Source organism: Salinihabitans flavidus, assembly GCF_900110425.1.
GTDB classification, from domain to species: domain Bacteria; phylum Pseudomonadota; class Alphaproteobacteria; order Rhodobacterales; family Rhodobacteraceae; genus Salinihabitans; species Salinihabitans flavidus.
Genome location: NZ_FODS01000011.1, coordinates 60,067 through 82,430, shown reverse-complemented (window position 1 = coordinate 82,430; position 22,364 = coordinate 60,067). Strand labels below are relative to the sequence as shown.

Below are 22,364 nucleotides of genomic sequence, written 5' to 3'. Positions count from 1 at the left end.
TCAACCCTGTTTCTGAATTTCGACCGTGTGCGGGTAGGGGATGGTGACGCCTTCGGCGTCAAATGCCTCTTTCACCGCCTTGGTGAGGGTGAATTTCAGATCCCAGTAATCGGCGGCGTCGCACCAGAGCCGCGCGGTGAGATCCACTGAACTGTCGCCCAGATTGGTCACCCGCACCCAAGGGGCCGGTTCGGGATGCACCCGCCCGTCGTCCACGGCCAGCCGGGTGATGATGTCTATCGCCTTGTCGGCATCGTCGCCATAATCGATCCCGAATGTCAGATCGCAGCGCCGCGTGGCGTGGTGCGAATAATTGGTGATTACCGATCCCCAGGCCTGACCGTTGGGCAGGATGACCTGCACGTTGTCGGGGGTCACAAGCTCTGTCATGAATAGGTTGAGATCGGCCACCGTGCCGGAGGTGCCGCCGATATCCACGTATTGGCCGAGCTTGTAGGGGCGAAACAGTATGAGCATGAAACCCGCCGCCAGATCGCTCAGCGTGCCTTGCAGCGCCAGACCGAGGGCCAGCGTCGCGGCGCCGAGAATGGCAACAAGGCTCGTCGCCTCGATCCCGAATAGACCGAGCACGGCGATCAGGGTGATGACGATAATCACCCAACGCACGATGTTGGACACGAAAGCGCCTATCGTCGCGTCGATGCGCGGGTGGGACGTGACGCGCTTGCGGATGGCGCCGCTGATGATTCCGGCGAGGATCCAGCCGATCAGAAGGACGACAATCGCCTTGCCCACGTTGAGGGCAAGCGGGCCGTAGCTTCCCATTTGACCGATCATCTGTTCCATGTTTCCCGTTCCTTCCTGTCCTGTTCTCATCTTGTGGCAGGCAACCTGCCAGCACACGTCAATGCCGAGCCAGTCCAAATCGCCGGCGGTAAAAATCCCATATGCCTGAAGAGTTCACGCCCTGCGAACCTTACTGCGGCAGTTCGCCGGTGAGCACGTAGCGCAGGATGTCCACCACCTGCCGTGGCTGTTCGGCCACGCCGAGCGCGGCAGCATGCACCTCCTTGAGCGCGTGCTGGTGTTCCGGCGGGCTCAGCACGATGATGGATTTGCCAAGCGCGGCGGCATAGCCCGCATCGAAGGCGGCGTTCCATTGCTTGTACTTGTCACCGAAGCGGACGACGACGACATCGGCCTCTTCGATGCCCTTGCGGGTGCGGATGGCATTGACCATCGCGCCCTTGTGGTCATGCCAGTACTTGCTGTCCTCCGGCCCGAGGATCGCCGCGCCGCAATCATCGCTGGCGGCATGATCGGTCACCGGGCCGTTGAACGTGATGTCGAGACCCTGGGCGCCGTCGATGACCTGATCGCGCCAGTCGGTATGAATCTCGCCCGAGAGATAGACGTTCAGCATGGGCTGTCTCCTTCTTCGTTGTCCTGTCCATTCGTACCGCGCAGCATGGCGGCGACCTCGTCATCGCGCACCTGCGGGAAGTCGGCGTAATGCACTCCCACGGCGTAGAAAGGGTGCGGCGTGGCAAGGCAGATCACCTCATCGACCAGCGGACGCAGCGCCTCCAGCGTATCGGCGGGGGCCACGGGGACTGCAAGGATCACGCGGGCGGGCTCGCGCGATTTCAGCCCGCGCAGGGCGGCGCGGACCGTAGCGCCGGTGGCGATGCCGTCATCGACGACGATGGCATCTTGCCCGTCCAGCGGCACCGGTTCGCGCCCGATGAAATACTGCGCGCGGCGGGCGGCATTCTCGCGGCGCTTTTCCGCGATGGCGTCGGCGAAATCCGCGCGGGTGAGTCCATGAGCACGCAGCACATCGTCGTTGAACACGGTCGCCGCGTCCTCGACCACGGCGCCGGCGGCGTATTCCGCATGGCCGGGCAGGCCGAGCTTGCGCACCAGCAGAAGATCGAGCGGCGCCGCCAATGCCTGCGCGACCGGAAGCGCCACGGGCACCCCGCCGCGCGGTAATGCAAGCACCACCGGACTGTCGAACGTCCTTTGCCGCAGTTCTGTCGCCAGCCGTTCCCCGGCGTTGGTTCGATCCTGAAACATTTGGTCCTCCCTTGACGCGCGGACCCACTATAACGCGGCAACCAGGAAAGGACACAACCGCGCCCTTTCTCTGTTCGCAAAATACTCAAATCCACTTTCTCAGCCGCGCAGCACGCCGCCGGTGGCCTTGGTGACCTTGTCCACGATCCGGGCCGCCACGGCCTCGATCTCGGCCTCCTTGAGGGTCTTTTCAACAGGCTGAAGGCGTACTGTGATCGCGAGAGATTTCTTGCCCGCGCCAAGGCTGCCGCCGATGAACTCATCGAAAAGCCGCACATCCTCGATCAATGTCCTGTCGGCCCCGGCGGCGGCATTGATCAGCGTGAGCGCCTCGACCTCCGTATCCACCACGAAGGCGAAATCGCGTTCCACCGCTTGCAGATCGTGCAGGTGGAGCGCCGGGCGTGTTGCCGACTTGCGGCGCGGCAGCGGCACGTTCTCGGGGTAGAGGGTGAAGGCCACGGCGGGGCCTTTCACGTCCAGGGCCGAGAGGACCTTCGGGTGGAGTTCCCCGAACACCCCAAGCACCTTTTTCGGGCCAAGGCAGATCCGGCCGTGGCGACCGGGGTGCCACCACTCTTCGGCGCCGCGCAGGATCTGCACCTTGGCGGGGGCGCCGATGGCCGACAGGATCGCCTCCGCGTCGGCCTTGGAATCGAATAGATCGACGCTGCGCGATTGTCCGTGCACATCCTTGGGCCCGGTGCGGCCGACGAGAAGGCCGCTCACCTGAAGGTGCTGGTCTTCGGGCTCTCCGCCGTGGAAGGCCGCGCCCACCTCGAACAGGGCCAGGTCCATGAACCCGCGGGCCTGATTGCGGGCGGCGGCCTGTAGCAGCCCCGGCAGCAGGTCGGGGCGCATGTGGCTCATTTCGCTGGAGATCGGGTTTTCCAGCATGGTGGCCGCACCGCCGCCGCCGAAGAGCGCGGCGCTCGCGGCGTCGATGAAACTGTAGCTGACGCATTCATTGTAGCCGAGCGCCGCGGCGGTGCGGCGGGCGGTCTGCTCGCGCTTCTGCTTGTCGGTCAGGATCGGGCGCGGCACGCCGGGGTGGGTGCGGGGCAGGGGCTTGCCTTCGAGTTTCGTGAGCGAGGCGATGCGTGCCACCTCCTCCACCAGATCGGCCTCTCCCTGCACGTCGGGGCGCCAGCTTGGCACATGTGCCATGTCGCCTTCGAGGGTAAAACCCAATGCTTCCAGTGTCTTGCGCTGCTGATCGGCGGGGATGTCCATACCCACGAGCGATTGCACCCGCGCGGTGTCGAGCCGGTAGGCGCGGCTTGTATCGGGCACCTTGCCGGCCACCACCACCTCTGACGCCTCGCCGCCGCACAGATCGAGGATCATCCGCGTGGCAAGGGCGTGGCCCTCCATGTTGAATTCCGGGTCGATGCCGCGCTCGTTACGATAGCGGGCGTCGGAGTTGATCTTCAGCGCGCGGCCGGTGAGCGCGATCTGGATGTGATCCCAGACCGCCGCCTCCAGAAACACGTTGGTGGTCTCTTCGGTGCAGCCTGTGGCCAGCCCGCCCATGATCCCCGCGATGCTTTCGATCCCTGTGTCGTCGGAGATGACGACCTGCCCCTCGGAGAAGGAATACTCCTTTTCGTCCAAGCCTGTAAGGGTTTCACCGCCCTTCGCCCGGTGGATGCGCAGATCGCCCGTCACCTTGTCGGCGTCGAAGACATGCAGGGGGCGGTTGCGGTCGAAGGTGAAGAAATTGGTGATGTCCACCAGCGCCGAGATCGGGCGCAGCCCGATGGCGCGCAGGCGGTCCTGAAGCCATTGCGGCGAGGGGCCGTTCGTCACCCCGCGGATGAGCCGCCCGGCGAAGACCTCGCAGCCGTTCTCGCGCGTGTCCTCGTCGATGCTCACGCCGATGGGGCAGGGGAAATCCCCCTTTATTTCAAACGTTTGCGCGGGTTTCAGAGTGCCGAGGCCGCGCGCGGCGAGATCGCGCGCGATGCCCCGTACGCCAAGCGCGTCGGGGCGGTTGGGGGTGATGGCGATCTCGATCACGGCATCGACCTTGGCCGGATCATGCGCGGCGAGCCAGTCGGTGAAGGGCTCTCCCACCTCGCCAGAGGGCAGTTCGATGATGCCCTCATGCTCGTCCGACAGCTCCATCTCGCGCTCGGAGCACATCATGCCGTGGCTTTCCACGCCGCGGATCCTGCCGACCTGAATGGTGGTGTCGATGCCGGGAATATACATCCCGGGCTTGGCGATCACGACGGTGATTCCGGCACGCGCGTTGGGCGCGCCGCAGATGATCTGCTTCTCGCCCTCATCGGTAAGCACCTGACAAACCTTGAGTTTATCGGCGTCCGGATGCTTTTCCGCGCTCAGCACCTTGCCGATGGTGAAGCCCTGAAGCTTGTCGGCGGGATTGGAAATCTCTTCCACTTCCAGCCCAAGATCGGTCAGGGTCTCGGCAATCTCGTTCAGCGACGCCTCTGTATCGAGGTGATCGCGAAGCCAGGAGAGGGTGAATTTCATGTCGGCCTACCTTGCAGCAAAACGCGGTTTGGCAGGGCATAGCCGATTGCGGGGGCGGGGAAAAGGCCCGGCGGGCCGCCGCGGCGGGGCCGGTGCGCGGCGGTCTCGGCAGGGCGATGAGACGGGTCAGTGACGGGGATGGGGCGAATCACCTCAAGCCATTGTTAACGCGGAAAAACCCATGTCGGTAAAACGTCGGTATTGCGTCGGTATCGCGTCGGTGCCGGTGTCGGGATTTGGCCTGTTTAACGCGGCGTTCGGTGGCAAGGCGTCAATATCGGGTTAATGCCGGGGGAAGGGCAGGGTCCGGCCCATCGCAGTCAAGGGCGCGGGATCAAGGCGCGGACCGCGCCGCCGCGCAGCGCCCGACCGCCCCCTCGGGCGGGCGCTTTTGCAACCTACCGCGCCTTTGATAGCGCGCATGATGTTGGCTGGCATAAAGTGCGATCCACACCCGTTGCGGCGCCCACCCGGCGGTCGGGCACCGCGCGGCCCCCGTCGCCGCGCGGCGGCGACTCTCCGACATATTGTAGCAAAGATGAAGCTGCGCGGCGGGTTGGCGCCTTACCGGCTCAGCCCGCCATGCAGCGTCGGGATGTCGAGCGCGGAGAAGCCGTAGTGGCGCAGCCAGCGCAGATCGGAATCGAAGAAGGCGCGCAGGTCGGGGATGCCGTATTTCAGCATGGCGATGCGGTCGATCCCCATGCCGAAGGCGAAGCCCTGCCACTGGTCGGAGTCGATCCCGCCGGCGCGGAGCACCTTGGGATGGACCATGCCGGAGCCCAGCACCTCCATCCAGTCGTCGCCCTCGCCGATGCGCAATTGCCCGTCCACCCAGGAGCATTGGATGTCGACCTCCGCCGAAGGTTCGGTGAAGGGGAAATGCGAGGCGCGAAAGCGGGTCTTGATGCCGTCGATCTCGAAGAAGGCGGCGAAGAATTCCTCCAGCACCCATTTGAGGTTCGCCATGGAGATGTCGCGGTCGATGGCCAGCCCCTCCACCTGATGGAACATCGGGGTGTGCGTCTGGTCATAATCGGCGCGGTAGACCCCGCCGGGGCAGATGATGCGCAGCGGCGCGCCCTCGGCCTCCATCGTGCGGATCTGCACCGGGCTGGTATGGGTGCGCAGCACATGCGGCGGGCGGTCGTCGCCCGGCTCGCGGTGCATGTAGAAGGTGTCCATCTCGGCCCGCGCGGGGTGGTGGGCAGGGATGTTGAGCGCGTCGAAGTTATACCAGTCGGTGTCGATGCGCGGCCCTTCGGCCACGGCAAAGCCCATGTCGGCGAAGATCGCCGCCACCTCTTCGGAGACCTGGCTGACGGGGTGGATCGTGCCCTGCCGGCGCGGGCGGCCCGGCAGCGTCACGTCGAGCCATTCGCCGCGCAAACGCTCATCGAGCGCGGCATCGGCCAGCGCGGCCTTTTTCGCGGCCAGTGCGGAGTTAATCTCATCCTTGAGCGCGTTGAGCGCGGGGCCGGCGATCTGACGCTCTTCGGGGGACATCTTGCCCAACTCGCGCATGCGCAGGCTGATCTCGCCCTTCTTGCCGACCGCCTGCACGCGCAGCGCCTCCAGCGCGTTTTCATCCGCGGCGTCGGCGATCAGGCCGATATACTTGTCTCTGAGATCGTCCATCCGGGCCTCCGTCAGCTTTGCGCCTCTGCTAGCGGCAGCACGGTGCGAATGCAAGCCGCGCCCTTGCGCCCGCGCGCCGGGCGCGACAAGCTGCGGCGCAAAAGAGGAAAGGCAGAGCGTATGACCCATTCGACGGAGGAGCCGCTGCGCCCGTGGCTGGTGTTGACCGGGCTGGCGCTGGGGGTGTGCGTGACCAACGGTTTCGCGCGCTTCGCCTATGGGCTGATCCTGCCGGCGATGAAGGACGACCTGAGCTGGAGCTATGCGCAGGCGGGCTGGCTCAATACCGCGAATGCGCTTGGCTATATCGCGGGGGCGGTGCTGACGATGGTGCTGATCGCGCGGATCAGCCCGTCGCGGCTTTTCTCCGCTGGGCTGGTGGCGACGACGCTGTGCCTTCTGGCGACAGGGCTGCACGAGGCGCTGTGGTGGCAGACGCTCTGGCGGGGTCTGACGGGGCTGTTCGGGGCGCTATCGTTTTCCACGGCCGGGGCGCTGACCGCGCGGCTGTTCACCGACAACCCGCGGCGCAACGCGCTGGCCATCGCGATCCTGTTCGGGTCGGGGGGCGGCATGGGGATCGTTCTGGCGGGCGCGGCGCTGCCGCCGATGATCGAGGTCTGGGGCAACGGAAGCTGGCCCTGGGCCTGGGTTCTCGTGGGGGGCGCGAGCCTGACGTTTCTGCCGCTGGGGCTATGGTCGGCGCGGGTGCTGCGGGCGCCGGTGCAGCGCGGGGCGGTGGCGGCGCCGCTGCCGCTGCGGCGGATCTGGCCGGAGATCGGGGGATATGCCGGTTTCGGCCTTGGCTATATCGTTTATCTGACGTTCCTGTCGGCATGGATGGGCGAGCAGGCGATGAGCGCGCTTCAGATCGCGCTTGTCTGGGTGCTGCTGGGTCTGTGCATCAGCCTGTCGCCCTTAGTCTGGCGGGGGATCTTCGCGCGCCATGCCTCCGGCGTGCCGCTGGCGATGGTGCTGACCGGGATCGCGGTCGGCTCGGCGCTGCCGGTGCTAGTGCCGACGCTGGCGGGGCTTGTCCTGTCGGCGCTGGTGTTCGGGCTGTCGGTGTTCATGGCACCAGGGGCGGTGACGCATTTCACCCGCCAGAACCTGCCGCCCGAAAGCTGGGCGCGGGCGATCAGCCTGTTCACGGTGGTGTTTTCGGTGGCGCAGACGGTGGGCCCCTATGGCGCGGGGCTTCTGGGGGACATGGCCGGCAGCATCGGGGTGAGCCTTCTGGTGGCGGCGGGCATCCTGATCTGCGGGGCGCTGGTGGCGCTCTTGCAGCGGCCGCTGGAGCTGTGAGCCATGCGCAAGGGTCCGCTTCTGCGAAGTCCTGAAGTCGTTTCGCCCTGCGCGGCGGTTCGTGCAAGGCTTTGAGGTCGTCCGGATCTGGCAGGGATAAAGCACTGGCCCACAAACGTCGGATCGCAGCACCACGGCCCGTCGATGCGCGCCTTGGAAGAAATGGCCGCCAACGGCGCGGAGCGGTCATTGCGCTGCGGGCCTCCGGATCACGGATCTGCATCATTTATTGCAAAAGGGCCGCCCCGGAAAGGCGGCCCTTGCGGTCTGTCGGTGTGCGGTGCGGTTACGCGGGCAGCGCGGCCTTGGCCTGATCGACGATGGCGCTGAACGCCTCGGGCTCATGCACGGCCAGATCGGCGAGTACCTTGCGGTCCACCTCGATCCCGGCGAGCGACAGCCCGTTGATGAAGCGCGAGTAGGTCAGCCCCTCATCATGGGCGCGCACGGCGGCGTTGATCCGCTGAATCCACAGCGCGCGGAAATTGCGCTTGCGGTTCTTGCGGTCGCGGGTCGCATACTGGTTGGCCTTGTCGACGGCCTGACGCGCCACCTTGAAGGAGCTCTTGCGGCGGCCATAGTAGCCTTTCGCGGCGTCGACGACCTTCTTGTGACGGGCGTGGGTGACTGTTCCACCTTTGGTACGGGACATATCCGGGCCTCCTTAGCGCGCGTAGGGCATGTATTGCTTGACGATCTTGGTGTCCGGTTCGGACATCACGGTCGTCCCGCGTGCATCGCGGATGAACTTGTTCGTCCGCTTGATCATGCCGTGACGCTTGCCGGCCTGGGCGTGTTTGATCTTGCCGGTGGCGGTCACCTTGAACCGCTTCTTGCAGCTCGCCTTTGTTTTCATCTTGGGCATTTCCGTCTCCTTTTACGGTCGGTATTTTGCGCGGACCGGCATGCCACTTGGGCCGGGCGCGCGCATGAGGGCGCCGTATACGCCGCAAGGCGGGGCAAGGCAAGGGGGTATTCGGCGCGCGGCCCGGCGCTCAGCGGATCATTCGGGCGATGACCTCGATCACCACATTGGGCACGTCTGCCAGCTCATATCCGCCGGGTTTCTGCGTGACCGCCCAGGCGATGGTCGCGGCGGCGAGGATGAAGGCGGCCATGGAATAGCGCGGCGCGCGATCCTCGGAATAGGCTGAAAGCATGGCGGGGATGGAAAAGACCCCGATCAAGAGCCCGATGGTCAACGCCGTGTCCGTATTCATACCTGCCCGTCACCCACAAAAAACCGAACTGTCCGACAGATTACTCCGGATCGGTGTTGTAAATCAAACGTTCATCGCAGGGCGCGACGCGCAGGATGTTGGTGGTGCCGGGCACGTTGAACGGCAGCCCGGCGGTGACGACGATCTGATCTTCCGGCTCGGCATAGCCTTGCGCGCGGGCGGCCCGGGCGGCGGAGACCACGGCCATCTTGAAGCGCGTCACCTCGCTCGTGATGACGCAATTGGTGCCCCATGTGAGCGCGAGCCGGCGTGCCGTGCCGCGCAGGCTTGTCAGCGCGATGATCGGCACGCGAGGGCGTTCGCGCGCGGTCAGAAGCGCGGTCGTGCCGGATTCGGTGAAACAGCAGATCGCCTTGATTTCCGTGGTCTCGGCAATCTCGCGGGCGGCGGCGACAATGGCGTCGGCCACGGAGGTGCGGTTGGCGGTGCGCTGCGCCTCGATGATCTGGGTATAGGTGGGATCGCTTTCGACCTCGACCGCGACGTTGTTCATGGTCGTGACCGCCTCGACCGGATAATCGCCGGCCGCCGACTCCGCCGAAAGCATGATCGCATCGGCGCCTTCATAGATGGCGGTGGCCACGTCGGAGACCTCGGCCCGCGTGGGCATCGGGCTGGAAATCATGCTTTCGAGCATCTGGGTCGCCACGATCACGGGTTTCGCCGCCGCGCGGCAGCGGCGCACGAGGCGTTTCTGGATGGGCGGCACGTTCTGCACCGGAAGCTCCACCCCCAGATCGCCGCGCGCCACCATGATCCCGTCGGAAGCGGCCAAGATCGCCTCGAAGCCATCCACGGCGGAGGGCTTTTCGATCTTCGACAGCACCGCGGCGCGGCCCTGCACCAGAGCGCGCGCTTCCTCCACGTCCTCGGCGCGTTGCACGAAGGACAGCGCCAGCCAGTCCACGCCAAGCCCGCAGACGAATTCCAGATCGTCGCGGTCCTTGTCCGAGAGCGCGGCGAGCGGCAGGACCACATCGGGCACGTTCACGCCCTTGCGATTGGAAATCGTGCCGCCCGCGATCACCTCGCAGGTGGCGAACTCGGGGCCGCAGTCGGTCACGCGCAGGCGGATTTTCCCATCGTTGACAAGCAGATGGGCGCCCTTGGACAGCGCCGCGAAAATCTCTGGGTGGGGAAGCTGCACGCGGGTGGCGTCGCCCGGCACATCGTCAAGATCGAAGCGGAAGGTGGCGCCATCGGCAAGCTCTTCCTCCTCGTTGGCAAAGACGCCGACGCGCAGTTTCGGCCCCTGAAGGTCGGCCAGAATGGCGATCGGACTGTCGAGTTCCTTCTCGATCTGGCGGATGATGCGGTGTTTCTCGCGAATCTCGTCGTGGGTGCCGTGGCTCATGTTGAGACGGAACACGTCGGCTCCGGCCTCGTAGAGGGCGCGGATCATGTCGTAATCTTCGGAAGCCGGGCCGAGGGTGGCCACGATTTTCACATTTCTCAGGCGTCGCATGGTGTATCCGCTTGCAGTTCGGGGCGGCGAGGCCGCTGTTATCGCTAACTAACGCCGTGGTCGCAGAGGTGCAATTCCATTCCGGTGCGAAAGCCCCTAAATGAAAGGCGAAAGAGATCACGGGCGTATGACATATCAACCCTATACCATAGACGGCGCCGGGCGTGTATCGCGCTGGCTGATCACATGCGATCACGCGGCCAATACCGTGCCGGAGGCGGTGAACGGCGGGGATCTTGGCCTCGATCCGGCGGATATGCAGCGGCATATCGCCCATGACATTGGCGCGAAGGCGGTGTCGCTTCTGCTGGGGGAGATGCTGGAGGCGCCAGTGATCTGTTCCAATTTCTCGCGTCTGGTGATCGACCCGAACCGGGGAGAGGACGATCCGACCCTGATCATGCAGCTTTATGACGGGACGATCATTCCGGGCAACCGGACCCTTGACGCCGCCGAGCGCGAAAGGCGGCTGGAGGCGTATTATCGCCCGTATCACAAGGCGTTGGAGGATCTGGCGGCGCGGCGCGAGGATACGGTGATCGTGGCGGTGCACAGCTTCGCGCCACGGCTGAACGGGCGCGCGCCGCGCCCGTGGGAGGTGGGCATCCTGCATGCGCCATGGGAGGAGCGGTTCAGCCGCGCGCTGATCGAGCGGCTGCGCGCCGAGGGGGATCTGACGGTGGGCGAGAACGAGCCCTATCCCGGCCATCTGCCCGGCGATTCGATGGATTGCCATGCGCTTCGCCACGGGCGGGACAACACGCTGATCGAACTTCGCCAAGACCTGATCGCGGATGCCGCCGGGCAGCGGCACTGGGCCGGGCGGCTTGCGCCGATCCTGCGCGATGTGCTTGAAAACATGTAGAAAACACTGGAGGATCACATGGACGATAAGACCAGAACTGAGCTTGAGGCCGCGGCCTTTCGGACGCTGCGCGAGCATTTGATGGAAAAGCGCACCGATGTGCAGAACATCGACATGATGAACCTTGCCGGGTTCTGCCGGAACTGCCTGTCGCGCTGGTATCAGGAGGCGGCCAACGCGCGCGGGATCGAGATGGGCAAGGAGGAGGCGCGCGAGATCTTCTATGGCATGCCCTACGACGAGTGGAAGGCCAAACATCAGACCGAGGCCAGCGCGGACAAGCAGTCGCAATTCGAGACCGCGTTCCGCGAGAATGTGGAGGGCAAGGACTGAACCGGGCGAATCGGTTCAAGCCCCTGTTAACGCTGAAAAACAGCAGGCTGTAAAACGTCGGTATTCTGTCGGTATCGCGTCGGTGGCGGTGGTCGGGATCGGCCCGGTTAACGGGGCGTTCGGTAGGCAGACATGACAAAGGCGCCCCGGGGGACGCCTTTGTTCCGGGCCGGATCGGGCGCACTGCCTATTTTCGCGGGGGGCTGCGCTCGAACGATCCCTCGCCGTGGCCGGACCATCCGCCGGAGACTTCCTCGGTCGATTCGGCCGAGAGATCCTCGGGCAGGATGAGGTTGAGCACGATGGCGATCACGGCGGCGGGCAGAAGGCCGCTTGTCATCAGAACCTTGGCGGTGTCCGACAGGTGCTGCACCGCACCGGGTTCGAGTTGCAGGCCAAGGCCGACCGACAGCGCGATGGCGAAGATCACCATGTTGCGGCGGTTCCAGTGGACATCGGACAGCATCGAGATGCCCGCCGCCACCACCATGCCGAACATCACGATCACGCCGCCGCCCAGAACCTCGATCGGGACGGTGCGGATCACGCCGCCCACCTTGGGGACAAGGCCGCAGATGATCAGGAAGATCGCGCCGCAGGTCACAACGTGGCGGCTCATCACGCCGGTCATGGCGATCAGCCCGACGTTCTGCGAGAACGAGGTGTTGGGCAGCCCGCCGAAGATGCCCGCCACGGCGGAGCCGACCCCGTCGGCATAGGTGGCGCCGGCGATTTCCTTTTCGGTCGCCTCGCGGCCCGCGCCGCCCTTGGTGATGCCCGACACGTCGCCCACGGTCTCGATCGCGGAGATGAAGGCCATCAGGCAGAAACCGAGAATGGCGGCGATGGAGAACTCGATCCCGTATTTGAAGGGCTGCGGCAGCGCGAAAGCGGCAGAGTTCTGCCACGATCCGGCGATCGCCTCGAAGGTCAGCATGCCGATGGCCAGCGCGTAGATGTAGCCGACGATCAGCCCGATCAGCACCGCCGAGATGCTCAGCATGCCGCGGGTGAAGAACTTCAGCCCCAGCGTGACGAGGATCACCACGATCGCCGCCGACCAGTTGAGAAGCGAGCCGTATTCCGGCGTGCCGATGGCCGGAACGCCGCCCGCCGCGTATTGAATGCCGACCTTGACCAGGGCAAGGCCGATCATCGTGACCACAAGCCCGGTGACGAGCGGCGGCAGCGCAAAGCGCAGCTTGCCCACGAATGTGCCGATGATGGCGTGGAAGATGCCGCCGACGATCACCCCGCCGAAAAGCGCGGCGAGACCGTCCACCCCCTTGCCCGCCACCAGCGGGATCATGATCGGCAGAAAGGCGAAGGAGGTGCCCTGCACGATGGGCAGCCCGGCGCCGATGGGGCCGAGGGTGAGCGTTTGCAGCAGCGTTGCCACCCCGGCGAAGAGCATCGACATCTGGATGAGATAGAGCAGTTCGGGGAAATCGGGCGAGTTCGAGCCGAAGCCGAAACCCGCCGCCCCGGCCACGATGATCGCGGGCGTGACGTTGGAGACGAACATCGCGAGAACGTGCTGGATGCCCAGCGGAATCGCCTTCATCAATGGCGGTGTGTAATTGGGATCGCGGAGCTGTTCCGGTGTCCCTATCGAGGTGTCAGACATGTCTTTCTTCTCCTGTCGGTCGTTGGGGCTGCCGCTTCTGATCAGGCGGCTTGCGGTGTCAGGTCGGCACGACCGTGTAGGGCGTGTCGAACCAGAATTCTTCGAGGTTTTCGCCGGGGCCGATCCGGTCCACGACGGCGAAGAGGCCGGGGGCCGAGAGCGGGGTGAGCACCCCGTGCCATGTGCCCCGGTGGTAGTTGATGGCCTGCCCCGGCGCGGTGAGAAAGGCGCGCGGCGTGCCGGGGCGGCCGCCGTCATCGGGGGCGACGATGACGAGGAACGGCGCCTGCGTCATGGGAATGAACGCCTGCGATCCTTCGGGGTGACGCTCCATCATGTCGAGCCGGTAGGGCAGGCGGCGCGGCTCCGCGTCGAAAAGGGAAATCCCCGCGCGCCCGTCGGTGCCGAACTCGAGCCGCGCCAGATCGTGATGGCGCCCGCAGAGCCCCTGATTGATGATCTTGTCGGGGGCGCCGCGCAGGGCGATCACGTCCCCGAAGGGGGCGAAGGCATCGGCGGTAAGGGGTTGGGCGATGATCTCGGTCATGGGGTGGTGCTCTGTGTTGGACGGGCAATCCCGTGCCCGGATCGCTTGCGATCCGGGATGCGCCCGCCCGCGTGGGGATACAGGAAGCTCACGGCAGCATGTCCTTCAGGCGCAGTTCCGCGATACGCTCCACCTGTTTGCACGCCTCCTCGAATTCCGTCCTGCGGTCGTTGCCGATGCGGCGGTGGAATGCCTTGAGGATGCTGTCCTTGGTGTTGTCGCGCACGGCGATGATGAAGGGAAAGCCGTGCTTTTCCACGTATTCGGTGTTCAGCCGGGTAAAGGTCTCGCGCTCTTCGTCGGTGAGCATGTCGAGCCCCGCGCCGGCCTGCTCGGAGGTGCTTTCTGCGGTGAGTCGCCCGGCGGAGGCCAGTTTTCCGGCCAGATCGGGGTGGGCGGTGAGCACCGACAGGCGCCGCTCGTCGCCGGCGGAGCGGAAGATGCGGGCGAGCGCGTTATGCACACCCGCAGCGCAGTCATGGGCGGGGCCGAGTTCGAGCGCATGGGCGCCCTCGGCGATCCATGGGGAATGTTCGAAGACGGAGCCGAATGTCGCAACGAAGGTCTCGCGGTCCATCGTGCTGGGCCGGTCGCGGCGCCGATGCGGGTGGGTGGCGGCCCAGTGGTGCGCGATGTCGAGGCGGCAGGGCGTCCAGACCCCCTCAACCCCTGCGATATGGTCGAGGAAGCGTTTCAGCCCCGCCAGCTTGCCCGGTCGGCCGATCAGGCGGCAGTGCAGCCCGATCGACAGCATTTTCGGAGCGCCCTCCTGCCCCTCGGCGTAAAGAACGTCGAAGGCGTCCTTGAGGTAGGTGAAGAACTGCTCTCCGGTGATATAGCCGGGCGCGGTGGCAAAGCGCATGTCGTTGGCTTCGAGCGTGTAGGGGATGATGAGCTGATCGCGCGCGCCAAATTCGCGCCAGTAGGGCAGATCGTCGTCATAGGCGTCGGAGATATAGTCGAAACCGCCCTCTTCGGCGACGAGGCGCACGGTGTTTTCGCTGCACCGCCCGGTATACCAGCCGCGCGGACGCTCTCCCACGACTTCTGTGTGCAGGCGGACCGCCTCGGCGATGGCGGCGCGCTCTTCCTCCTCGGGCATGTCCTTGTGCTCGACCCATTTCAACCCGTGGGAGGCGATCTCCCAGCCGGCCGATTTCATCGCGGCGACCTGTTCGGGCGAGCGGGCCAGCGCGGTGGCCACGCCATAGATGGTGAGCGGAATCCCCGCGCCGGTGAACAGCCGGTGCAGCCGCCAGAACCCGGCCCTCGCGCCGTAGTCGTAGATCGATTCCATGTTCCAGTGGCGCTGCCCGGGCCAGGGCGCGGCGCCGGCGATGTCGGACAGGAACGCCTCGGACGCGGCGTCGCCGTGCAGCACGGAGTTTTCCCCGCCCTCTTCGTAGTTCAGGACGAATTGCACGGCGATCTTCGCATCACCGGGCCATTGCGCATCGGGCACATCCGGCCCGTAGCCGCGCATGTCGCGGACATATCGTGTCAAACTGATCCTCCGCTTTCGTTCGACTAGGTTCTATCCCAGAACAATATGGAAGACTTTCTTATTCTTTTTGAAAGAGCTATTGGCACAAGCCCGTGTCCTTTGCCAATGTCCTGCGCGATAAACGGGCAGAGTGAATGAAAGAGGTGACGCATGGCCGGATTTCTGACCACACATGTCCTTGATACCGCGCGGGGGTGCCCGGCGCAGGGGCTGAAGATCGCGCTTTACCGGATCGAGGGGGAGGAGCGCGAGCATCTCAAGACGGTGGTGACGAACGCTGACGGGCGCACCGATGAACAGATCCTGCCGGAGGCGGAGTTTGCCGTGGGCACCTATGAGCTTGTGTTTCACGCCGGGGACTATCTCGATGCCAGCGGCGCGGCGCCGGAGAGCCCGAGGTTCCTTGACGTGGTGCCGATCCGCTTCGGGATGAGCGAGGCGGCGCACTACCATGTGCCGCTGTTGCTGTCGCCGTTCGGGTATTCGACCTATCGCGGAAGCTAGACGGGGCGCGCGTTGCTGTCGCAGCGCGGCTTTACCCGCCCGGGACCGGCCGGGCGGCGTCTGTTTTCGCCTGAAGCGCGCCCTGTATCCGGTCCACCATGAAGTCGATGAAAAGCCGGGTCTTGGGGTCCTGATGGCGGCGGTGGGTGTAGAGGCAGGCCATCTGCGTCGGAATCGGGGGGAAGTCGGTCAGCACCGGCACGAGCGCGCCGCTGGCCAGTTCATCCGCAATCTCGAAGGCGGGTTTGAGCACGATGCCATGCCCGCCAAGCGCCCAGCCGGTGAGCACGTCGCCGTCGTCAGATTCGAACGGGCCGGTGACGGCGAACCGCTGCACCCCTTCGGGGGTCTGAAGCGGCCACTGGAATTCCGGTGCGCCGGGGTAGCGCAAGTTGAGGCAATCATGGGTGCCATCGGTCAGATCGCGCGGGTCGCCCGGCGTGCCGCGCGCGGCCAGATAGGCCGGGGCGGCGCAGAGCAGGCGCGGGCAGTCCGCGATCTTGCGGATGCGCAGCGTGCTGTCCTCGGGCAGGCCGAGAAAGAAGGAGACATCGAGTCCTTCGGCGGTCAGATCCAGCTTGCGGTCCGAGAGCCGCAGGCGCAAATCGATCAGCGGATAGTCCTGTTTGAACGCGGGCACCTGCGGCGCGATCAGCCGCCGCCCGATGCCCAGCGGCGCCGCGACATAGAGAGAGCCGCGCGGACTTTGGGTGACGGAGTTCACCGCCGCCTCCGCCTCGTCTATGGTCTCCAGGATCTTGCAGGCGCCGGTGTAGAAGATCCGCCCCTGTTCGGTGGGTTGAAGTTGCCGTGTCGTGCGCTGAAACAGGCGCACGTTGAGATATCCCTCAAGCTGCGAGATGCGCGAGGAGGCGACCGCCGCGGAAATGCGCTGATCGCGGGCCGCGGCGGACATGTTGCCCAATTCGTAGACGCGGACAAAGGTGCGGACATTGGCAATATAGGACATTTGCTCTTTTTATTTGAAACTGTTGGGCATTTTTCCTTGATAGAGGATAATCGCGCGTTGCGCTAGCGTGGGGCGGCGCATCAGACGAGGAGACAGAAATGTTCGAACTTGCCATCATGTGGGACTGGCTCGGCTTTGCCGTGCGCTGGCTGCATGTGATCACGGCGATGGCCTGGATCGGGTCGTCCTTCTATTTCATCGCGCTGGACCTTGGGCTACGCAAGGCGCCCGATCTGCCCAAGGGCGCGCATGGCGAGGAATGGCAGGTTCACGGGGGCGGGTTCTATCACATCCGCAAGTTCCTTGTGGCGCCCGAGGCGATGCCGGAGCATCTGACGTGGTTCAAGTGGGAAAGCTATTCCACATGGCTGTCGGGCGCGGCGCTTCTGATGATCGTCTACTGGGCCGGCGGTGAGCTTTACCTGATCGACACGCACAAGGCGGATCTGGCGCTCTGGCAGGGGATCGTGATTTCCGCCGCCTCGCTGAGCATCGGCTGGCTGATCTATGACCTGCTGTGCAAGTCGGGGCTGGGCGAGCGGCCCACGCTTCTGATGGTCATTCTGTTCATCCTGCTTGTGGCGATGGGCTATGGATACAATGAGGTGTTCACCGGGCGCGCGATGATGCTTCATCTGGGGGCGTTCACCGCGACGATCATGACCGCCAACGTGTTCTTCATCATCATACCCAATCAACGTGTCGTGGTCGCCGATCTGAAGGCGGGGCGGACGCCGGACCCGAAATACGGCAAGATCGCCAAGCTGCGGTCGACCCACAACAATTACCTGACGCTGCCGGTCATCTTCCTGATGCTGAGCAACCATTATCCGCTGGCGTTCGCCACGGAATATAACTGGATCATCGCGTCGCTGGTGTTCCTGATGGGGGTGACGATCCGGCATTTCTTCAACTCCATGCACGCGGGGCGGGGGCTGCCGTGGTGGACATGGGCCGCGACCGTCATCCTGTTCATTGTCATCATGTGGCTGTCGGTCGCGCCGTTGGAACAGCGCGATCTGGCGGAGGCCGAGAAGGCGGGCATTCCGGCCTCTGCGCAGGCGTTCGCCGAGGCGGACGGGTTTCAGGAGGTCAGCGACATCGTGATGGGGCGCTGTTCGATGTGCCATGCGCGCGAGCCGTTCTATGACGGCATTCACCGCGCGCCGAAGAATCTTCTGCTGGAAACACGCGGGGACATCGCCAAGGCGGCGCGCGACATCTATCTTCAGGCGGGGATGAGCGATGCCATGCCGCCCGCGAATGTCACATGGATGGAGACCGAAGAGCGCGACGCGATCATCCGCTGGTTCCGGGCGGCGCAGAAGGGCTGATCCACTGGCATCGGTGCCGCGCCGTTTCACGCCCTTGGCGATCACGCGCCCCGCGCGGCGGCCTGAATCGCGGCCAGTTGTGTGGGCAGATCGCGCCCCGGTGCCGGGAATGCCCCGTCGAGCGCCGCCGTGCCGATGGTGAACCCGGCGGCCCCCGCCGCGCGCGCCGCCGCGATCCGGTCCGGCCGGTCAATGGAGCCGGCCATGATCACCGGCTTGTTCACACTCTCGCACACCGACCGCATGAGCGCCGCCGCATCGCCATCGTTGCGATAGGCCAGAAGGTCGATCCCGTCCACCCCTTCGACCGCGCAGAGGGTGCGGGCGGAATGGCGGATATGCTCCGCCGGGCCGTGCAGGACGCTGGGATGCCCGCTGACCCGCCCGGCAAAGGGGTAGTAGCGCAGCCCGTGCCCGCGCAGCAGCGCCGCGACCTGCGCGGCATGGGTGCCGCCAAGCAGCACGTCCACCCCGACGCGCAGCGCGGCGCGGGCCGATTTCACCTCTGCCTCCAGCCCTGGCGAGACCACTTCGAGATAGGCGGTCGCCCCGGCCTGCCGGATCACGCGGATGAGTGCGGCCAGATCGGCCTCCGGCAGGCCGGTGTCCTTGACCCCGATATGGGTCACGCCCGCGGCCAGCGCGGTTTCGAGGTGCAGCGCCGCATCGGTTACGGTGCGGTCATTGCGGGTGAGCATGAAGATGAAATCGAATGGCATCGTGCGCCTCCGGTCGGTTCGGTCAACTGTGGCGCAGCCCGCCCGCCCGTGGCAAGGGGCGGCGCGGGGAGCGCGTCTCTTCGGCTTGCGGGCGCTTGTGGGTGGTGATTTTCCGGGCGGAAAACAGGTGCCCCATTTTTGTGAATGTGTTAAGGATATGCGGGAAAGACCCGGCACGACCACGTCCCGAGAAAGGCGAAACCCATGGCCAAGGCGAAAAACATTCTCTTCATCATGTTCGATCAGCTGCGCTGGGATTACCTGAGCTGCTACGGTCATCCGCATCTGCAAACGCCCAATATCGACCGGCTGGCGCGGATGGGGATGCGGTTCGACCGGGCCTATATCCAGTCGCCGATCTGCGGCAGTTCGCGCATGTCCACCTATACCGGGCGTTATGTGCAGTCGCACGGGGCGTCCAACAACATGGTCCCGCTCAAGGTCGGCGAGATGACGATGGGCGATCACCTGCGCCGCGCGGGGATGGGCTGCTGGCTGGTGGGCAAGACGCATATGGCCGCCGACGCCGAGGGGATGGCGCGCCTTGGTCTTGCGCCCGAGAGCGAGATCGGCGCGCGGGTGGCCGAGTGCGGTTTCGACATCTTCGAGCGCGATGACGGGATGCGCCCGGAGGGGCCGGAGGGACTCTATGATCCCAAGGGGGCGCTGACCTATAACGCGCATCTGCGCGAGAAGGGCTATGACAGCGACAACCCGTGGCACGACTTCGCCAACTCCGGTCTGGACGAGGATGGTAACGTCCTGTCCGGCTGGTTCCTGAAAAACTCCGCCCATGCGGCCAATATCGCCGATGAGGACAGCGAGACCCCCTATCTGACCACGCGGGGGATGGAGTTCATGGCGCAGGCGGAGGCGCCGTGGTGCTGCCATCTGAGCTATATCAAGCCGCATTGGCCTTATATCGTGCCCGAGCCCTATGCCAGCATGTACGGCCCCGAGCATATCCTGCCCCCGGTTCGCAGCGATGCGGAATACGCGGCGGCGCATCCGGTGCTGCGCGCCTTCATGGACACGCGCGTGGGCAAGGCGTTCAGCCGCGAGGACGTGCGCGATGCGGTGATCCCGGCCTACATGGGGCTGATCAAGCAGGCCGATGACCAGATGGGGCGGCTGTTCGACTGGATGGAGGAGACCGGGCGGATGGACGACACGATGATCGTCCTGACCTCCGATCACGGAGATTTTCTTGGCGATCACTGGATGGGGGAAAAGACGTTCTTCCACGATGCCTCCACCCGCGTGCCGCTGATCGTCTATGACCCGGACGCGGCGGCGGATGCCACGCGCAGCACGGTGAGCGATGCGCTGGTCGAGAGCATAGACCTTGCGCCGACGTTCCTTGAGGTGGCGGACGGGGCGCCGGCGGGGCATGTGCTTGAGGGGCATTCGCTTCAACCGATCCTGCACGGGCAAGCCACGGAGACGGGGCGCGCCGTGGTGGTCTGCGAATACGATTATTCCATGTCGCCGCTGGCCGAGACGCTGAACCGCGACGTGGGCGACGCGGTGATGTTCATGGTGGCGGACCGCAAATGGAAGCTGATCCATTGCGAAGGGGGCTATCCGCCGATTCTGTTCGATCTTCAGAACGATCCCGGCGAACTGACCGATCTGGGCCAGAGCGCGGAGCATGAGGCGGTGATCGCGGACATGTACGACCACCTGTTCACATGGGCGCGGCGGGTGTCGCAGCGCACCACTCTCTCGGAAGAGCAGATCATCGCGCGGCGCGCGAAGGGGCCCGCGCTCAAGGGAGTGTTGATCGGGGTCAACGACGAGGACGATCTGCCGCCGGAGATCACGGAACCCTATCGCGGGCGCACCGCGCGGCCCTATACCGACCTCAAGCGCGAGAGCTGACAGGGGGCGCCCGCCTGCGGGCCCCTTCGTTGACCCATATCAAGGACAGGACGGGCACCAGCCCCCAGAGTTCGCGGCAGGCGGATGAAGGGGCAAAACTTGTGTTGAAAAGAGTGCTGATCACGTTGGGCGCGGCGATCCTGTGCGTTCAGACCGCGCTGGCGGGTCCGTTCGTCGTCATATCCGAAGGTGACGGGCCGACCGAACGGGTCGTCGAGTATCGGCTTTCGCCCGATGGGGAGGGACTGTCGGACAACAGTGTCGAGGCGGTTCTGGGTGCGATGCAGACAGAGCGCACGTCAGCGATCATGCAATCGGCACTGAATACCGGTTTTCAGATGTTCGGCGATGGCCTCGGGGCTGCGGGGGGGCTGGCGACGATCGCTGAACATGCGGTGATGATTCCCTCTCTGAGCACGACGAATAACATTCTGGCTTACGCGGGGCTTGTCGTCACGGTGGTGCAGGTTGCGGGCGATCTTCGCGCGGGCGAGCACAAGAGCGCAGGGGTCAATGCCTACAAGGGCACGCTGAGCTTCGTGGTCAGCAAATTCGGCTGGGGCGCGTTGCAGATCGGCGGTGTGTCGCTTTTCGTCGTCGATGTCATTCTGCGCGAGGTCGAATCCGGCGCGCGCGACATTTACCTTGATCGCTGGCGCCCGGTCTTCGCGCGATACCTGCGCGAAGCCCCCGAGGCGCGGCGCAGCATCAACGACTGGAAACGGATTGTCTGGAACCTTTACCTGAAGGCGGAAAGCTATGCGGGCGACGACAGCGAAGAACGGCGAGACTATTTTCGTGGGGCCCTGAGTGACGAGATCGCCAGCTATCTGGGCAAGGCCGACATGGCCAGCATCAGCCTTTACGCCGATTTCGACCGAACCGGGGGCGGGACCAGTGGGCTGAATGACGAGATCCTCAAGGACCTTAGGGAAACATTCACCTTCCGGTTGGAGGCGATGCTTGCGCGTGATGTGCTTCCAGAGATCATCGAGCGCGCGGAAGAGCGTCAGCTTCGGCTGATTCTGGAGCGCATGAACCGCGATCTGCGGCCCGAGATGAACAAGCCGGTGCGTCTGGATGTGACCGCTTGGGGCGTGCCGTCGGGGCAGGTTCGCATCCCCCTCGCCGAGGGCGAATGGGGCGGGCCGCTGGAGCCGAACGGCACCTTCAGCATGGAGTTCACGAATTTCGCCTGGATCAAGGCCGGCTTGCCGCAGAAGATCATTCTGGACGGGCCCGATGGCCGGCAGGAGGCGCCGCTACAGGTGCAGGGAGATCGCGCCGTCGCCATCTTCGGTCAGCCCAAGGCATCGCTTATCGCGCGATCGGTTCTGACCGAGGGGAGGCGTTATTGTGCGCTTACGCGATATACGCTCGACCGGACATTCATTGATCACGAAAGACGCGAGGACCGCGACCGCGCGCCGGTGACTCTCGATACCGCGACCCTGCCGGATGGGCTGGTGATCGTGGGCCGCTATGACGGCGACACAGGGCAATGGACGCAGGCCTCGCCGGGCGTGTGGCGCTATGGCGATCAGCTTCATCTGGGTGAGCCGCGCATTGACGGCCTGAGCATCCTCGAGAACTGCCGGATTTCACTGCTGACACCGGAGGGCGAGGTGGCGCAAAGCCAGTGCCGTCTTGCGCGGCAGCGCGAATGGATTCGGGGCGGGGAGTTGCGGAGCCTGCGGTGCGACAGCGATGCCGAGGTCGATCTTCGGGGGGTGTTCGCGGATGTGGGCGAGGGGATGCAGTATTACGCGCTCGATGGGGAAGTCGGAACGATGTTGACGCAGATTCTGCGGCGCTCGATCAACGAGGGGGTCGAAGACATGTCGCCCGACATGTTGCAGGGGTTGAGCGGCGGTTTGCCGGGGGGAAATTGA

Annotated in this window: 21 protein-coding genes; 7 read left to right on the top strand and 14 right to left on the bottom strand. The window is 65.0% G+C overall.

Features of this window, described 5'->3' with window-relative positions; genetic code table 11:
* From BMW66_RS10560 to pheS, 5 genes are all read right to left on the bottom strand, one after another.
* Entirely contained in the window at positions 1–807 is an 807-nt protein-coding gene (locus tag BMW66_RS10560; RefSeq protein WP_093118246.1) for a mechanosensitive ion channel family protein, read from the bottom strand.
* A 130-nt stretch (positions 808–937) separates the two neighbouring features.
* On the bottom strand, positions 938–1,384 hold the full coding sequence (locus tag BMW66_RS10555; protein WP_093118244.1) for a YtoQ family protein: 447 nt from the start codon (positions 1,382–1,384) through the stop codon (positions 938–940).
* On the bottom strand, positions 1,378–2,040 hold the full coding sequence (locus BMW66_RS10550) for a phosphoribosyltransferase (RefSeq protein ID WP_093118242.1): 663 nt from the start codon (positions 2,038–2,040) through the stop codon (positions 1,378–1,380). The genes BMW66_RS10555 and BMW66_RS10550 overlap by 7 nt, the downstream gene beginning before the upstream one ends.
* 99 nt (positions 2,041–2,139) lie before the next feature.
* Positions 2,140–4,539 carry a phenylalanine--tRNA ligase subunit beta gene (gene pheT / locus BMW66_RS10545; protein WP_093118240.1) on the bottom strand — a complete coding sequence of 800 codons (2,400 nt, stop codon included), beginning with the start codon at positions 4,537–4,539 and terminating at the stop codon, positions 2,140–2,142.
* 564 nt (positions 4,540–5,103) lie between these two features.
* Positions 5,104–6,177 carry a phenylalanine--tRNA ligase subunit alpha gene (gene pheS, locus BMW66_RS10540; protein WP_093118238.1) on the bottom strand — a complete coding sequence of 358 codons (1,074 nt, stop codon included), beginning with the start codon at positions 6,175–6,177 and terminating at the stop codon, positions 5,104–5,106.
* Positions 6,178–6,297: 120 nt separating this feature from the next.
* On the opposite strand from pheS, the gene BMW66_RS10535 reads away from it, so the two are divergent.
* Entirely contained in the window at positions 6,298–7,482 is a 1,185-nt protein-coding gene (locus BMW66_RS10535) for a YbfB/YjiJ family MFS transporter (RefSeq protein WP_093118311.1), read from the top strand.
* A 286-nt stretch (positions 7,483–7,768) separates the two neighbouring features.
* On the opposite strand, the gene rplT is transcribed toward BMW66_RS10535, so the two are convergent.
* The 4 genes from rplT to pyk form a co-directional block, all read right to left on the bottom strand.
* The gene (gene rplT, locus BMW66_RS10530) at positions 7,769–8,134 is read right to left on the bottom strand and encodes a 50S ribosomal protein L20 (RefSeq protein ID WP_093118236.1); all 366 of its coding nucleotides are present in this window, start codon (positions 8,132–8,134) and stop codon (positions 7,769–7,771) included.
* A gap of 12 nt (positions 8,135–8,146) precedes the next feature.
* Positions 8,147–8,347, bottom strand: a complete 201-nt coding sequence (gene rpmI / locus BMW66_RS10525) for a 50S ribosomal protein L35 (protein ID WP_093118234.1) — start codon at positions 8,345–8,347, stop codon at positions 8,147–8,149.
* Between the two features lie 130 nt (positions 8,348–8,477).
* Complete coding sequence (locus BMW66_RS10520) at positions 8,478–8,702, bottom strand: hypothetical protein (RefSeq protein ID WP_093118232.1); 225 nt, start codon at positions 8,700–8,702, stop codon at positions 8,478–8,480.
* Positions 8,703–8,742: 40 nt separating this feature from the next.
* On the bottom strand, positions 8,743–10,188 hold the full coding sequence (pyk, locus tag BMW66_RS10515) for a pyruvate kinase (RefSeq protein WP_093118230.1): 1,446 nt from the start codon (positions 10,186–10,188) through the stop codon (positions 8,743–8,745).
* A gap of 127 nt (positions 10,189–10,315) precedes the next feature.
* Here pyk and BMW66_RS10510 point away from each other — a divergent pair, with 127 nt between their 5' ends.
* The gene (locus tag BMW66_RS10510; RefSeq protein ID WP_093118228.1) at positions 10,316–11,053 is read left to right on the top strand and encodes an N-formylglutamate amidohydrolase; all 738 of its coding nucleotides are present in this window, start codon (positions 10,316–10,318) and stop codon (positions 11,051–11,053) included.
* Between the two features lie 18 nt (positions 11,054–11,071).
* Positions 11,072–11,386 (top strand): DUF1244 domain-containing protein, encoded by a 315-nt coding sequence (locus tag BMW66_RS10505; protein ID WP_093118226.1) that lies wholly within the window; start codon positions 11,072–11,074, stop codon positions 11,384–11,386.
* Positions 11,387–11,573: 187 nt separating this feature from the next.
* Here the strand turns inward: BMW66_RS10505 and BMW66_RS10500 are convergent, their stop codons facing one another.
* The 3 genes from BMW66_RS10500 to puuE form a co-directional block, all read right to left on the bottom strand.
* Positions 11,574–13,013 carry a uracil-xanthine permease family protein gene (locus BMW66_RS10500; RefSeq protein WP_093118224.1) on the bottom strand — a complete coding sequence of 480 codons (1,440 nt, stop codon included), beginning with the start codon at positions 13,011–13,013 and terminating at the stop codon, positions 11,574–11,576.
* Positions 13,014–13,071: 58 nt separating this feature from the next.
* Positions 13,072–13,560: an ureidoglycolate lyase gene (locus BMW66_RS10495; RefSeq protein ID WP_093118222.1), complete on the bottom strand. Its 489-nt coding sequence runs from the start codon at positions 13,558–13,560 to the stop codon at positions 13,072–13,074.
* Positions 13,561–13,648: 88 nt separating this feature from the next.
* Positions 13,649–15,064: an allantoinase PuuE gene (gene puuE, locus BMW66_RS10490; protein ID WP_093118220.1), complete on the bottom strand. Its 1,416-nt coding sequence runs from the start codon at positions 15,062–15,064 to the stop codon at positions 13,649–13,651.
* Between the two features lie 150 nt (positions 15,065–15,214).
* Between puuE and uraH the strand changes: the two genes are divergently transcribed.
* Positions 15,215–15,568: a hydroxyisourate hydrolase gene (uraH, locus tag BMW66_RS10485; protein WP_093118218.1), complete on the top strand. Its 354-nt coding sequence runs from the start codon at positions 15,215–15,217 to the stop codon at positions 15,566–15,568.
* A 31-nt stretch (positions 15,569–15,599) separates the two neighbouring features.
* Here uraH and BMW66_RS10480 read toward each other — a convergent pair whose 3' ends face one another.
* Positions 15,600–16,538 carry a LysR family transcriptional regulator gene (locus BMW66_RS10480; RefSeq protein ID WP_093118216.1) on the bottom strand — a complete coding sequence of 313 codons (939 nt, stop codon included), beginning with the start codon at positions 16,536–16,538 and terminating at the stop codon, positions 15,600–15,602.
* A 98-nt stretch (positions 16,539–16,636) separates the two neighbouring features.
* Here BMW66_RS10480 and BMW66_RS10475 point away from each other — a divergent pair, with 98 nt between their 5' ends.
* A complete protein-coding gene (locus BMW66_RS10475) occupies positions 16,637–17,872 on the top strand; it encodes a urate hydroxylase PuuD (RefSeq protein ID WP_093118214.1) in 1,236 nt (411 codons plus the stop codon).
* 41 nt (positions 17,873–17,913) lie between these two features.
* Here BMW66_RS10475 and BMW66_RS10470 read toward each other — a convergent pair whose 3' ends face one another.
* Complete coding sequence (locus tag BMW66_RS10470; protein WP_093118212.1) at positions 17,914–18,591, bottom strand: 4-hydroxythreonine-4-phosphate dehydrogenase; 678 nt, start codon at positions 18,589–18,591, stop codon at positions 17,914–17,916.
* Positions 18,592–18,795: 204 nt separating this feature from the next.
* Here BMW66_RS10470 and BMW66_RS10465 point away from each other — a divergent pair, with 204 nt between their 5' ends.
* Both BMW66_RS10465 and BMW66_RS10460 read left to right on the top strand, forming a co-directional pair.
* Positions 18,796–20,472, top strand: coding sequence for a sulfatase-like hydrolase/transferase (locus BMW66_RS10465; protein WP_093118210.1), 1,677 nt, complete (start codon positions 18,796–18,798; stop codon positions 20,470–20,472).
* Between the two features lie 113 nt (positions 20,473–20,585).
* On the top strand, positions 20,586–22,364 hold the full coding sequence (locus tag BMW66_RS10460) for a hypothetical protein (protein ID WP_093118208.1): 1,779 nt from the start codon (positions 20,586–20,588) through the stop codon (positions 22,362–22,364).